Source organism: Undibacterium pigrum (genome assembly GCF_003201815.1).
Classification (GTDB): Bacteria; Pseudomonadota; Gammaproteobacteria; order Burkholderiales; family Burkholderiaceae_D; genus Undibacterium; species Undibacterium pigrum.
On sequence record NZ_QJKB01000005.1, the window covers coordinates 279,159 to 291,900 of the forward strand.

Annotated in this window: 13 protein-coding genes; 8 read left to right on the top strand and 5 right to left on the bottom strand. The window is 53.9% G+C overall.

Annotated features, from left to right (window positions below; genetic code table 11):
• Positions 1-10 precede the first annotated feature (10 nt).
• The 6 genes from DFR42_RS16720 (at position 11) to pcp (ending at position 5,924) form a co-directional block, all read left to right on the top strand.
• Positions 11-619: a methyltransferase gene (locus DFR42_RS16720; RefSeq protein WP_110256147.1), complete on the top strand. Its 609-nt coding sequence runs from the start codon at positions 11-13 to the stop codon at positions 617-619.
• Positions 620-900: 281 nt separating this feature from the next.
• Positions 901-1,923 carry a patatin-like phospholipase family protein gene (locus tag DFR42_RS16725; RefSeq protein WP_110256148.1) on the top strand — a complete coding sequence of 341 codons (1,023 nt, stop codon included), beginning with the start codon at positions 901-903 and terminating at the stop codon, positions 1,921-1,923.
• A 59-nt stretch (positions 1,924-1,982) separates the two neighbouring features.
• On the top strand, positions 1,983-3,332 hold the full coding sequence (gene pssA, locus DFR42_RS16730; protein ID WP_110256149.1) for a CDP-diacylglycerol--serine O-phosphatidyltransferase: 1,350 nt from the start codon (positions 1,983-1,985) through the stop codon (positions 3,330-3,332).
• A 196-nt stretch (positions 3,333-3,528) separates the two neighbouring features.
• Entirely contained in the window at positions 3,529-4,272 is a 744-nt protein-coding gene (locus tag DFR42_RS16735) for a DUF969 domain-containing protein (protein ID WP_110256150.1), read from the top strand.
• A complete protein-coding gene (locus DFR42_RS16740) occupies positions 4,269-5,255 on the top strand; it encodes a DUF979 domain-containing protein (RefSeq protein WP_110256151.1) in 987 nt (328 codons plus the stop codon). The genes DFR42_RS16735 and DFR42_RS16740 overlap by 4 nt, the downstream gene beginning before the upstream one ends.
• 18 nt (positions 5,256-5,273) lie before the next feature.
• Positions 5,274-5,924 carry a pyroglutamyl-peptidase I gene (pcp, locus tag DFR42_RS16745; protein WP_110256152.1) on the top strand — a complete coding sequence of 217 codons (651 nt, stop codon included), beginning with the start codon at positions 5,274-5,276 and terminating at the stop codon, positions 5,922-5,924.
• A gap of 69 nt (positions 5,925-5,993) precedes the next feature.
• Here the strand turns inward: pcp and DFR42_RS16750 are convergent, their stop codons facing one another.
• From DFR42_RS16750 to DFR42_RS16770, 5 genes are all read right to left on the bottom strand, one after another.
• Positions 5,994-6,317: a hypothetical protein gene (locus tag DFR42_RS16750; protein ID WP_110256153.1), complete on the bottom strand. Its 324-nt coding sequence runs from the start codon at positions 6,315-6,317 to the stop codon at positions 5,994-5,996.
• A gap of 322 nt (positions 6,318-6,639) precedes the next feature.
• Positions 6,640-7,683 (bottom strand): WD40/YVTN/BNR-like repeat-containing protein, encoded by a 1,044-nt coding sequence (locus DFR42_RS16755; RefSeq protein WP_110256154.1) that lies wholly within the window; start codon positions 7,681-7,683, stop codon positions 6,640-6,642.
• A 41-nt stretch (positions 7,684-7,724) separates the two neighbouring features.
• Positions 7,725-9,131, bottom strand: a complete 1,407-nt coding sequence (locus DFR42_RS16760) for a DUF4407 domain-containing protein (RefSeq protein WP_110256155.1) — start codon at positions 9,129-9,131, stop codon at positions 7,725-7,727.
• Positions 9,131-9,901, bottom strand: coding sequence for a LytR/AlgR family response regulator transcription factor (locus DFR42_RS16765; RefSeq protein ID WP_110256156.1), 771 nt, complete (start codon positions 9,899-9,901; stop codon positions 9,131-9,133). Before DFR42_RS16765 ends, DFR42_RS16760 begins: the two co-directional genes overlap by 1 nt.
• Complete coding sequence (locus tag DFR42_RS16770; protein ID WP_110256157.1) at positions 9,894-11,147, bottom strand: histidine kinase; 1,254 nt, start codon at positions 11,145-11,147, stop codon at positions 9,894-9,896. The genes DFR42_RS16765 and DFR42_RS16770 overlap by 8 nt, the downstream gene beginning before the upstream one ends.
• Before the next feature lie 230 nt (positions 11,148-11,377).
• On the opposite strand from DFR42_RS16770, the gene DFR42_RS16775 reads away from it, so the two are divergent.
• Positions 11,378-11,713: a PadR family transcriptional regulator gene (locus DFR42_RS16775; RefSeq protein ID WP_110256158.1), complete on the top strand. Its 336-nt coding sequence runs from the start codon at positions 11,378-11,380 to the stop codon at positions 11,711-11,713.
• The gene (locus tag DFR42_RS16780; protein WP_110256159.1) at positions 11,710-12,684 is read left to right on the top strand and encodes a hypothetical protein; all 975 of its coding nucleotides are present in this window, start codon (positions 11,710-11,712) and stop codon (positions 12,682-12,684) included. The genes DFR42_RS16775 and DFR42_RS16780 overlap by 4 nt, the downstream gene beginning before the upstream one ends.
• The last annotated feature ends 58 nt before the right edge of the window (positions 12,685-12,742 follow it).

Genomic DNA, 12,742 nt, shown 5'->3' on the forward strand with positions numbered 1-12,742 from the left:
ATATTGCACTATGGCTTATTTCCTGACCCGAGATCCATGTGACCCGCAATTCTGGGATGAACGTTTTGAAAAATACTTCACACCCTGGGACAAGGGCAATGCTCCTGCAGATTTGCAAGCCTTCTTGCAGACCGCTGCCGGGCCTATGAATACCCTGATCCCTGGTTGTGGCAATGGTTATGAAGCCGCGTTTCTGGCGCAAGCTGGCTGGCCAGTCGTGGCCATCGATTTTTCACCCGCTGCCGTGCGCAGTGCGCAAGCTGCGATAGGTGAATGGGGCAGGCATGTCATCGAGGCCGACTTTTTTGCCTATACGCCTGCACAGCCGCTGGACCTGATTTATGAGCGCGCCTTCTTTTGCGCCCTGCCGCCAGCCATGCGTGCAGATATCGTCAAACGCTGGGCCACTCTTTTGCCAGCAGGTGCCTTGCTGGCCGGGTATTTCTTCTTTGATGATGCACCAGATGCCTCGCCCAAAGGGCCACCGTTTACCATACACAGTGCCGCATTTGCGGAATTGATGTCGCCGTATTTTGTCTTGCTCGAAGAGCGGGCCGTCAGTGATTCCATACCCGTGTTTGCGGGCAAGGAAAAGTGGCAGGTTTGGCGACGCTTGTAAGGTTGTAGGTGTGTAGGTTGGGCTACGGTTTACCAGCCCAACACTGGGCCTCAAAAAACGTATACCTTATTTAAGCGCCCAGTGTTGGGCTGATGAACCGTAGCCCAACCTACGATGTTAATTAGGCCCGGCACAACCTGCGAGTAACAAAGCCCGCGTTAATTTGCGATTCACGCAGGCACACCCCTTGCTTGTTCATTCCCCATACTGACCACGTCATAAGCCGGTCACCTCTGTGCTTCACTCTCCCTCATGGCTTATGCCTATTGAAAGGGAATGGAATGAACAAAACAGTCACACTGGCATTGCAAGGTGGTGGGTCGCATGGCGCACTGACCTGGGGCGTGCTGGATCGTCTGCTTGAAGATGGGCGTGTCAGCATAGAGGCGATCAGCGGTTCCAGTGCCGGGGCCATGAATGCAGTGGCGCTGGCGCATGGTTATCTGGAAGGTGGGGCGGATGGTGCCAGGCAGGCGCTGAAAGACTTTTGGGATAGCGTCGCCAGCAGTTCACCCTTCAGTATGCCTTTTGAAGAGCAGGGGCTGACGGCCGATATTGCAACGCAATCCGAGCTGCCTGCGGCCATGAAGCATTTGTTTTCCTGGACGCGCTTTTTTTCACCCAGCCAGCTCAATCCTTTTGATATCAATCCCCTGCGCGATATCCTGGCAGCGCAGATAGACTTTGAACGCCTGCGCCAGCAGCCTGGTATTCAACTCTTCATCGCAACTACCCAGGTCAGCACCGGTACCTTAAAACTGTTTCGTAACCGCCAGATGAGCCTGGATGTATTGCTGGCTTCAGCCTGCCTGCCGATGATACACAGGGCCGTCGAGATAGAGGGCGAGGCTTACTGGGATGGTGGCCTGACTGCCAACCCGCCCCTGTTCCCGCTGGTGCATAAGTGCAATGCTCGCGACATTATCGCCATCCTGCTGCATGCCCAGCCGAGGGCGCAAGTGCCTTCATCTGCCAGTGAAATCTGGCAACGCCTGACCGAGATGGGTTTCAGTTCCACCTTCCATACTGAATTGCAGGGCCTGCTGCTGGCCAAGCGTGAAGCAGACCGTGGCTGGCTGACCTGGGGGCGGCTGGAGCGCCGCCTGCGCAAGCTGAACCTGCACGTGATTGCCGCACCTGAACTCATGAGCCAGTTAAGCAGCCATAGCAAGATGAATGCACAGGCGGCATTTTTGCATAGCCTGCATGCAGAGGGGCGGGCAAGGGCGCAAGTCTGGCTGGATCAGCATTTCCAGCAACTGGGGCAATATTCCAGCTTCAGGATGGCGCATCTGTTTCGCTAGCGCCGGAGGGGGCGCTGGTGTTACCATCATCAGGTTTTCACTGGTATCCCTAGACAGACATGCGCCTCTTCAAGTCCGCTTCCGACCTTACGCATTTAAACGGCATCCCGCTACAGGCAGATGCCGTGCACACGCTGCATACCGCAGCAGACTACCGCAGTACTTTACTGGCAAAAATTGCCCAGGCAAAACACCGGATTTATCTATGTAGTCTGTACCTGCAAAATGATGAAGCCGGGGCCGAAATCATGCAGGCACTGTATGCTGCCAAGAAGGCCAGGCCCGAGCTTGATATTGCCGTCCTGGTAGACTGGCACCGTGCGCAAAGAGGTTTGATAGGCGCGGCAAAAAGCGGTGGCAATGCGGCCTGGTATCAGGAAATCAGCAAGGCGCATGCCTATACCGTGCCGCTATATGGCATACCGGTACAGACACGTGAATTGTTTGGCGTGCTGCACTTGAAGGGTTTTGTCATTGATGATGAAGTCATCTATAGCGGTGCCAGCCTCAACAATGTTTATCTGCACAAGCAGGATAAATACCGCCATGACCGCTATCTGCTGATCCACAATAAAGTGCTGGCCAACAGCATGGTGCAATTCGTCCGCGAGCATTTGCTGTCCGCCGCTGCCGTGCACAGGCTGGATATGCCAGAGATACCTGCTACCCGCAGCATACGCCGTGAAATCAAGCAATTCAGGGGCAGGCTGAAAAGCGCAAGATATGACTGCAACCTGGCTGAGCAAGAACATGACAGGCATGGCCTGAGCGTGACGCCGCTGGTGGGCGTGGGCAAGAATAATCCGCTCAATAAAGTCATTTGCCAGTTGCTGGCAGCCAGCAAGACGCAGATCACAATCTGCACACCTTATTTCAATTTCCCGCTCGCGGTCACGCGTGAAATCAATCGTGCTTTGAAGCGTGGCGTGCGCATCTGCATCATCGTTGGTGACAAGACTGCCAATGATTTCTTTATCCCGCCTGAAGAGCCTTTCAAGGTCATCGCAGCCTTGCCCTATCTGTATGAAGTCAATCTGCGCCGCTTTGCCAAATCGCACCAGGCAGACATCAGCAGCGGGCAATTGCAACTGCGCCTGTGGAAGGATGATGATAATACCTACCATCTCAAAGGCATGTGGATAGACCAGGATTATGCCCTCATGACAGGCAATAACCTCAACCCGCGCGCCTTCCGCCTCGACCTGGAAAATGCCTTGTTGATCCATGATCCACAGCATGAATTGCAACAGCAAAGACAGGATGAATTGAAGAGCATCATGGAAAAAACAGCCGTCATCACGCATTACCAGGAACTGGAAAAAAATACGGATTACCCAGATCCCGTGCGCAAGTTGCTGGGACGTTTGAGCGGCACAAGGCTGGACAGGCTGGCGTACAGGGTGTTGTAGCAGGTCTGTCGTCACGGAGTTTAGTGCTGCGATTTGTCCATACATATCCATACATGTCCTTGCACTTCTCTGTGACACCTCCGTGTCTCTGTGCCTCTGTGTTGAGAGGTCTTCCATTTTTTCCAGAAGTGCCGAAACAGGCAGGTAGAATATAAAAGTACAGAAGTAAAAATAAAAAAACAAAACAGGAGACTGCGTGAACGCGGAATTGCTATTGCCATTAATAGGCATACCCCTTGTCGTCATCGGCTTTGCGCTGCGCTTTAATCCCTTACTCGTTGTCACCATCGCCGGTCTCGGCACAGGCTTTGCCGTCGGTATGGACTTCATCAGTCTGCTGGAAACCTTCGGTGAAAAATTCCTGAATAGCAGGCAACTCACCAGTTCATTATTGATACTGCCCATCATAGGTTTGCTGGAACACTATGGCTTGCGTGAACGCGCCCAGCAATGGGTGGCGAGCATACGCAGTGCCACTGCGGGCCGTATCCTCATGCTGTATTTTGTTGTGCGCGAAGCCAGTGCTGCCATGGGCTTGCTAAGCCTGGGTGGGCAGGCGCAAACCGTGCGACCTTTGCTGTCACCAATGGCAGAAGGGGCGGCCAGCAATTTGCATGGTGATTTGCCACCCGCCATACGTGACCGCATCGCTGCCCACGCGGCTGCCTGTGATAATGTCGCCTTGTTCTTTGGCGAAGATATCTTCATCGCTTTTGGGGCTGTCTTGCTGATGGCGGCTTTTCTCAAGGAAAACGGCATTACTGGCGTAGAGCCGCTGGCGATAGGTCTCTGGGGCATACCAACGGCGCTGTGCGCCTTGCTGATACACCTGTTCCGCCTGTCACGGCTGGATGCCAGTATTGCCAAAGAGATTGCGGTATGGCAGAAGAGCCATCAAGCCAGTCAGACAAACCAGTCAGAAGCCGAGGTGAAAGCATGAACAGCCTGGTGAGTATTGATCTGGTACTTTACCTCATCGGCATCATCGTCATGCTGGTGGCTTTCATGAGCTTGCGCGATCGCAGTAATCCGCGCCGTATCACAACGGCCTTGTTCTGGTTCCTGTTTGGCTTCAGTTTTTTGTTTGGCGACCTCATGCTGGCTACCCTGGGCAAGCCGCTGACTTACCGTATCGTTGGCGTGACAGTGTTGCTCATGGCAGCGCTGGCAGGAGCCAATTTGCTGGGCATGGGCAAGCACAACGATGATGACAGGCCAGCACGTTTGCAAATCGCTGGCAAGCTGGGTAACCGTATTTTTATCCCGGCGCTGACCATACCCATAGTCACGGTCTTGCTGACGGTGGTGGTGAAAGACTTTCAATTTGCCGACTGGTTTTTACTCGATCAAAAAAACCTGACACTGACTGCGCTATTCATCGCCTGTATCTGCGCGCTGGGTCTGGCTTGCATATATACCCGCGGTACACCTTTGCAAGCTGTGCGCACATCGCGGCGTCTGGTGGACGCCATAGGCTGGGCGCTGACTTTGCCACAAATGCTGGCCATGCTGGGCGGTGTGTTTGTCGCCGCGAAGACCGGGCAATCTATCCAGGATATTGTCAAACTCTTCATCAACCCTGACAGTCGCATGACCCTGATCATCATGTATTGCACAGGCATGGCCTTGTTTACCATGATCATGGGCAATGCTTTTGCAGCTTTCCCTGTCATGACGGCAGGCATTGCGCTACCATTCCTGATCAACCAGCACCATGCCAACCCGGCGGCGCTGGTGGCGATAGGCATGTTCTCTGGCTATTGCGGCACCCTGATGACACCGATGGCAGCCAATTTCAATATCGTGCCCGCCGCCTTGCTGGAGTTAAAAGACAAGTATCAGGTAATTAAAGTGCAGATACCTACTGCATTGCTCGTCCTGGCTTGTAATATTCTGTTGATACACTTCTTTGTATTTCCCTGAACAGGTCTGGAGGCAGGCATGAAGCGCATTTTACTGACAGGGTTTGATCCCTTTGGCGGTGAACAGAGCAACCCCTCGTGGGAAGTAGTGCGCAGGCTGGATGGCTTGCTGATAGGGGACAGCCACCAGATCGTCAGCGCCCGCCTGCCTTGTGAATTTGTAAATTCCCTGCTGATACTCGATGCCGCACTCAGGCAGCATCAGCCATCTATCGTGATCTGCCTGGGCCAGGCAAGCGGCAGGGCAGATATCAGCCTGGAACGCATCGCCATCAATGTCGATGATGCCCGCATGCCTGACAATGCCGGTGCACAACCTGTCGATGTGCCCGTGGTGGAAGGTGGCCCGGCCGCTTATTTCAGCAGCCTGCCCATCAAGGCAATAGCGCAGGAGTTGCATCTGAACGGCATACCCGCCTCGATTTCGCAAACCGCGGGCACGTTTGTCTGCAACCATGTGTTTTATGGACTGATGCACAAGGCCAGCGAGTTGACATCGATACAAAGGGCGGGTTTTATCCACATCCCCTATTTGCCGGAACAGGCAGTGGCCCACCCTGGAGCTGCCAGCATGTCACTGGAAATGGTGAAGACAGGGATTTTGAAAGTGCTGGAAAGCGTATTGAAAACCGACAAGGACTTGCGCATAGCCGGTGGCGCTACGCATTGAGAGCTTTGGCGTGATAAAACAATGTCGCAGGATGCACGGCGCACCCTGCAAATTCCGGGGTTTGCAGTCTTAACGCAATTTCGGCATATCAGCCTGTTTGCCCTGCAAACCTTCGGCTTCCAGATTCTTGTCTGCTTCACTATCAACACACACCTGGGTGTCATTGACGGACTTGTTTTTGGACTTGGCAGCAGAGTCTGCCTTGTCTGAAGGCAAGTTTTTTTCTACCTTTTTTACCAGCACTTCAGCCGCTGGTGCATAGGGGCGGAAGTAGGAAATCAATTGCGCATCCAGGTTGGATACCGCTAAAGGCGCAGCAGTGGCAGCAGCTACCATTGCCAGCAAGGCTGTGGCAAATGACAGTTTGGACAGCAAGTTCAGTCTCGTTTTCATTTTTATATCCTTTTGCGACTACAGTGCAGCTTGGCAGAATGACTTCGGGCAGCAGTTGAATATTAGTCGGGTATCAGTCAGGTGTGAGCCCGCGATGATAACTGCAAATAACGTGCCATAGATGAAACAAGGGCAAAGTCCATACCTAAGTATGATCTCGCCATGCAAGCTGCTGTAAAACCGACGGCTTGCTGTTTGCTTCTTATCTATTCATTACTTACATACTGTCCGCTTTTCTACATCTGACGCGGACACTGCGGACACTCCGGACACATTGTTGGTACAGATAATGCGGGCTTTATTGTACGCCAGTATTGTCATGTTATTTTGTTACATTGTTGAATTTCATCAGCAAGCCTTTGGGGCCAACTGCCCAGCCACTCTGTGCATTGGCAAAAGCCACGGTATTGAGCGGTGTTTTATCCAGCACTTGCCAGGTCTTGCCCGCATCGCGGGAAATGCCGGAACCAGCCAGGCCTGCCGTCACATAAGTACTGGCTGCACCGGGTACCGTGGTGATGACAGACATGAAGCCCTGCGGTGATACCGGTGCTGGCAGCCAGGTCTTGCCGCCATCTTCAGTGCGGGCGCCGTTCAGGCTATCGAGTTGCGGGAGTTTATAGTCGCCACCGACGACCATGCCATGCTTTTCATCGAGAAAGGCTGCCGAGAAAGCACCCTTGCTGGCAACCGCAGCGGGTATGGGCAGGTTGGCGACAGTCCAGCTCATGCCTGCATCGGTACTGGCAAACACGCGGGCCTGCTCAGCACTACCGCTGACCAGCCAGGCATGCTTGCTGCCATAAGTGGCGAGGCAAGTACCGCTGGCGGCAAAAGCACCTTCATTGGCCAGGGCAGTCAAACCTGCATGGCGGCGTTCTTGCCAGTTCTGCCCACCATCTGTCGTCAGCAAGATCTGGAACTGGCCATCAACAGCATCGCCAAACAAGATGCCCTGCTTGCCATCCACAAAAGAAATCGCATCCCAGAAACCTGTAGTGGCTTCATTGGTCTTGAGCAGTTTCCAGGTGTTGCCGCCATCACTGGTTTCATACAGGCGGGACAAGGCACCTGGCCCGGCGCTCATGGCGATGGCGTGCTGGGCATCAAAGCCGTGGATGTCACGAAAATCCAGGCCATCTGCGCCAGCTACCTGCATGCTCTGCCAATGTTCGCCATCGATGGTGCGCAAGACCGTCGCTTTTGCACCGCTGGCCCAGGCCACCCTGGGGCTGACTACTGACAGGCCGCGCAACTCAACTTCAGTGCCACTGTTTTGTGCTATCCAGGCATCTGCGGCAGATGCTGCAAATGCTGGGTAAGTTGTGCTGAACAAGACTGCAAAAGCGATGGTAGCGAGTTTCATGTGCAGATGAACCGGAAATAATCGTGCGCTATTAAACCCGTTTATTTATTTTCCAGCAAGCGTAAAAAATTCGCATTCATGGTGTTCAGGGTGTCTTGCAGTAGCGACCGCAAACCGGAGGATGCATTCCCCGGACTGAGCGCAGCCTGCTGTTCCAGTTGCTGCATGCGCCTGATGGTGGCGAGTGCCGCCGCGCTGATGCCCGCGTCTGCCTGCAGGGCTGCCTGTTCACCCTTGAGTGCAGTCAGTTCACGCAATTGTTCAATTTCAATATGGGCCTGGCGCACGCGGCTATTGCTCGCTATGCCCAGTTTCAACAGGTATTCATCGGCGTTCAACCTTGCATCAACATCGGTATGGCTGGTGAACTTGACGATGATGGCGACCAGTTCTATCGTCAAGAACCATAACAGCCACCAGATGAATTGCAGGCGTCTGTGTACATCGTTTTGCAGCATGTCCCAGGTGGCTGCAAAGTCGGCAGCAAAACCGGCATGCGATGCTGCCTGTATATGCGCAGACTGGATTTTTTCCAGCGCCTGCGCATCTGTCCTGGCCTTGCTGGCGATGGTATTTGCCTGCTGGCGTTCTTCTGCCAGTTGTGCTTTCTCTGCGATTTTTTCCTTGCGCCAGGTGATCAGCGTCGCATTGATTTCCTGCTCCTGTCGCTGGCATCTGGCCCTGGCTGCATTGATACGGTTTTGTGCCGCACTGATTTTTTGCTCCAGCAAGACAGCTTCGGCAGGCAGGGCGACTGTCATGGCTTTGCGCCAGTTAGCGATCTGGCCATTGCTGCGGCGTTCTTCCGTCTTTGCCTGCTCACGCAAGCTCTGCAATTGCTGGCGCATGTCTGCCATTTGCGGTGGTTCGCTCAGTAGCTTGTCTTCTGCCTTTTGCAGCTTGTCATCCAGTGCAGCCACATCTTGCTGCAGGGCTGGCAAGCCGGTTGCCTGTTGCGCACTTTGCAGATTGTGTATCAGGCGGCTGCGTTCCAGTTCGCCGGTTTTGTAGGTGATCTCAGCCCGATTGCTGTCCACATAAAAAGGGTAGACCATGGTGATTGCAGACAATAGCGCCAGCAGGCTGCGCCAGAACAGGCCCATGCTCTTGGCTGCCCAACTGGCATCTGAATTGATAGACATGATCATCTGTCTCTCCAGACACCACTGGAATACCGCCCACAAACAGCCTGCGACAATGGCACCCGTGCTGCTGACGTTGGCCATGGTCGCCAGCATGTGTGCCATACCATAACCGGCAAACAGGGCAAAGAAAATCACCAGTGAGCCTATGCCAAAATACTTGTAGCGGCCACGCGCATACAGGTAATTGCCATCGCTGTCCCGGGTATCAAGTACCTTGAGGCTGACTGCTGCCGACAGGGCCAGCAGGGACTTGGTGGCATGCACTAGTGCATTCATCAAAGACTGACTATTGAAATAGCGCATCACATATTCCTGAACAAGACCATGAAGGGCTGGCTGACGCTCAGCGTTTCTGGTCTGGTTTTGAGTCTGACCAGGCCCTTGCCACTGTCGTCGCGGCTGATGGAGGCAATCGCCCGCAAATTGACGATGGTGGAGCGGTGTATCTGCTTGAACATGCTGTTGTCCAGCACTTGCAGCAAATCGCGTATGGGTTTGCGCAGCAGTGATTCACCTTCTGCCGTCATGACTACGGTGTATTTGCTGTCAGCCTGGAAGTAGGCAATATCATCAACCATGATGAGCCGCGTCTCAGTGCCCACGCTGGCAGTGATCCACACCAGCGGTGCCGGTTTGGGCACATCTGCCGGGCCGCCACTGAGCTGGCGCACCAGGGCGCTGACAGCCTGTAAATCTATCGCACCCGTCAGTGCCCGCATTTGCAGACGCTTGACAGTGGCCAGCAACCTGTCCTGAGTGATGGGTTTCAACAGGTAGTCAACCGCGCCTTTTTCAAAGGCATCGATGGCGTACTGGTTATAGGCAGTGACAAACACGATCTGGCTATGCGGGCTGACCTCAGTCATGGCGGCTGCCACTTCCAGGCCGCTTAAACCTGGCATGCGTATATCGAGAAACACCACATCCGGCTGGTGCGTGGCAATGGCTTCCAGCGCACTGCCGCCATCATCACAGGCAGCAGCAATTTCCAGTTCCGGCCAGGCCAGGCTGAGCTGCTGCAACAAGGCTTCGCGCAACAGGCTTTCATCTTCAGCAATGACGCATCTAGGCATGTTGTTCTCCCTTGGCTTTGGTGACAGGGACAGTGATGGTGGCCGCAACTCCACTGGGGAAATTACCCACCAGCACAAAACCTGCGGCATTGCCATACGCCAGGCGCAGGCGTTCACGCACATTCTTCAAGCCTATGCCAGTGCCGCCTATCTCCGTGCCCAGGCCATTGCCATCATCGGCCACCGTGACAGCGACATTGCCTTCATGCTGCCTGGCGATGATCCAGATGGTGCCGCCACCGGTCTTGGGTTCCAGCCCGTGCTTGATGGCGTTTTCCACCAGGGTTTGCAGCATCATGATGGGAAAGGGCAGGGCTTTCAATTCTGCTGGCACCTGTATCTGTATATTCAGGCGCGCACCCATGCGTATCTTCATGATGTCCAGATAAGCGATAGAGCGTTCCAGTTCTTCGCCTATGGTGGAAGCGGTATCTTCAGTGCGCGGCAATGAGTGGCGCAGGTAGGTAATCAGGTTGCCCAGCATCTGGTCAGCTGCCGCCGGGTCTGCCCGCGTCAATAATTGCGCACTGGCCAGGGTGTTGTACAGGAAGTGTGGCTCTACCTGTGCATGCAGCAAATTCAGTTTCGCTACCGTCAGTTCTTTTTCCGTGACAGATTGCGCCGCACTGGCTTTTTCCTTGCGCCTGCGTTCTGCAATGCGACGGGTAATGGCGCGGGTAATGGCTTCGGCGTTTTCCAGATTGGTGCCATTGTCGACCAGGAACAGGTCTGTCCAGGCCGGGCGCTCTGGTTCGCAAATCAGGGTAAGGCTGCCTATCCCGTCGCCAGGTGTGATGGTGGCGAGTATCTGGTTACGCTTGATCGTCAAAAAATCCAGCACTTTTAATTCGGCGACAAAATTTGCCTGGTAAGGCTCTATGCGTTTGACCTTGGCGCGAATTTGCAGGCTGTCCCTGGCACTCTCGGTATCTTCTGCACCCGGCAGGTCGCGTATCGCAGCATTCACCAGCTCAAAGGCTTCACTGGCTTCCAGCGGTATTTCTATCTGGCGGCGCTGGCGATTGGACAATGTGGATGCCGTGACCTTGCTGGCAATCAGCCGCACCCGGAGTACATGAGAAAAAATGATCCCTATGACCAGTCCCATCAGACCCAGCGGCAGGAAGATGAACTCACCCGGCAGGTGGTTTCTGAATATCCCGTTAGCGATCAGTATGGTGCCGAACAGGATGAGCGTGCCCCAGCCAAAGCTGGCACGGATGATAAACCAGAGAGTCGTGAACATGCTTATTTCCTTCTTATTTGCAATTGCTGCCAAGAATAATTGCCCGCGCCCCTTTCGTCTCGCATTTTCCGACGAAAGCAAAAAAAATCTGATGAATTCAGGAAATAGAGGGGCAAAGCCTGCCAGGGTCTTTCCAAAAGCAAGTTAAAAAATGGCTTGCATTGTTACTGTGTGGCGCATAGTATTATGCTGTGTACGGCACAGTATAGATAAAAAAAGGAAACAAAAACATGTCAGAAGAGCGGCTGGACAAAATGCGTCTGGAATTGCGGCGCGGGGCGCTGGTGCTGGCTGTGCTGGGTTCATTGCGGCAGGCGCAGTATGGCTATTCCCTGCGCAAAGCCTTGCTCGACCATGGGCTGGATATCGACGAGGGCACTTTGTATCCCCTGGTCAGGCGTCTGGCTGACCAGGGTTTGCTCGACAGTGAATGGCAGCAGGGTGAGGGACGCGAAAGGCGCTATTACATCCTGTCGCAAGAAGGTGTGGAATTACTCGAAAAACTCACGCAGGAATGGCAAGCCTTGAATGGCACGCTGGCGACTATTTTGGAGACTGGACGATGAATCTGCTGCAAAAATATATACATGCGGTCAAACAGGAATTGCCGCTGGCGCAAAGAGAAGACATAGGTCGTGAATTGCAGGCCAATATCCTTGATCAACTCGATGCTATTCAAGAGCAAACCGGCAGGGAAGCCAGCCAGGATGAAATCGCAACCGTGCTGGAAAAACATGGTCACCCGTCCCAGGTAGCGGCGCGTTACATACCCGTCACCCCGCTGGTCAGCAGTGATCTGATGCCAGTCTACAAGCTGGTCATGAGCTATGCCCTGGGTATCACCCTGCTATTGCAGATACTGAAAAGTGCCGTCGTGTATTTGCAGGTCGGGCATTACAATACATGGCAGGTAGTGATGCAGATACTGGCTGGCTTTGTAGAGAAGGGCGCACTGGTATTCACCTCGATAACCGTGGTGTTTTATCTGACTGCCAAAAGCGGCATGTTGCCCGACTGGGCCAGCAACAAGGGCTGGCGCGTGCAAGACTTGCCTGAACAGGAATATGACTGGCAAAAAATACGCGGCAGCGACATCATCACCGACTTGTCTGGCTGTGGTTTTATCCTGCTGCTGATCTGGCATAAATTCTGGATGTCAGCCGCGGCCCTGCAACAGTTACGTGTGGATTTTTCACCTGCCATCGCAGCTTACCTGCCCTGGATGACGGTGCTGCTGCTCGCCTCAGTGGCATTTTACATCTGGTGTGCCAGTCAGCCGTTTTGGACGAGGCTGAAACTGCAACTGAATATTCTGCAAAACTGCCTGTATGTGATCCTGTTCTTTATCTTCAGCCAGCTTGATGCTCTCATGGTTGATACGGGCGCGTCCACGATATTTGGTTTGCAACACCTTGATAAGGGCATACGCATAGGCTGCCTGGGTTATGCGATCTATCTTGTGTATGAAATCTGGCGCGATGCGTGGCGCTACAAGCTGCTTAGCCAGCAACAGGCAACAAGGAAAATGCCAGCCTGAGTAAAACCTGGCGCTATAACTTGCAGTTGTAGGAGCGGCTTCAGCCGCGAACATTTTG

What these genes read in the sequence shown, in the direction of transcription:
- DFR42_RS16755 (WP_110256154.1), bottom strand. Translation starts at nt 7,683, where the DNA reads ATGAAACTCGCTACCATCGCTTTTGCAGTCTTGTTCAGCACAACTTAC.
- DFR42_RS16770 (WP_110256157.1), bottom strand. Translation starts at nt 11,147, where the DNA reads ATGTTCACGACTCTCTGGTTTATCATCCGTGCCAGCTTTGGCTGGGGC.
- DFR42_RS16775 (WP_110256158.1), top strand. Translation starts at nt 11,378, where the DNA reads ATGTCAGAAGAGCGGCTGGACAAAATGCGTCTGGAATTGCGGCGCGGG.
- pssA (WP_110256149.1), top strand. Translation starts at nt 1,983, where the DNA reads ATGCGCCTCTTCAAGTCCGCTTCCGACCTTACGCATTTAAACGGCATC.
- DFR42_RS16720 (WP_110256147.1), top strand. Translation starts at nt 11, where the DNA reads ATGGCTTATTTCCTGACCCGAGATCCATGTGACCCGCAATTCTGGGAT.
- DFR42_RS16725 (WP_110256148.1), top strand. Translation starts at nt 901, where the DNA reads ATGAACAAAACAGTCACACTGGCATTGCAAGGTGGTGGGTCGCATGGC.
- DFR42_RS16740 (WP_110256151.1), top strand. Translation starts at nt 4,269, where the DNA reads ATGAACAGCCTGGTGAGTATTGATCTGGTACTTTACCTCATCGGCATC.
- DFR42_RS16780 (WP_110256159.1), top strand. Translation starts at nt 11,710, where the DNA reads ATGAATCTGCTGCAAAAATATATACATGCGGTCAAACAGGAATTGCCG.
- pcp (WP_110256152.1), top strand. Translation starts at nt 5,274, where the DNA reads ATGAAGCGCATTTTACTGACAGGGTTTGATCCCTTTGGCGGTGAACAG.
- DFR42_RS16765 (WP_110256156.1), bottom strand. Translation starts at nt 9,901, where the DNA reads ATGCCTAGATGCGTCATTGCTGAAGATGAAAGCCTGTTGCGCGAAGCC.
- DFR42_RS16760 (WP_110256155.1), bottom strand. Translation starts at nt 9,131, where the DNA reads ATGCGCTATTTCAATAGTCAGTCTTTGATGAATGCACTAGTGCATGCC.
- DFR42_RS16750 (WP_110256153.1), bottom strand. Translation starts at nt 6,317, where the DNA reads ATGAAAACGAGACTGAACTTGCTGTCCAAACTGTCATTTGCCACAGCC.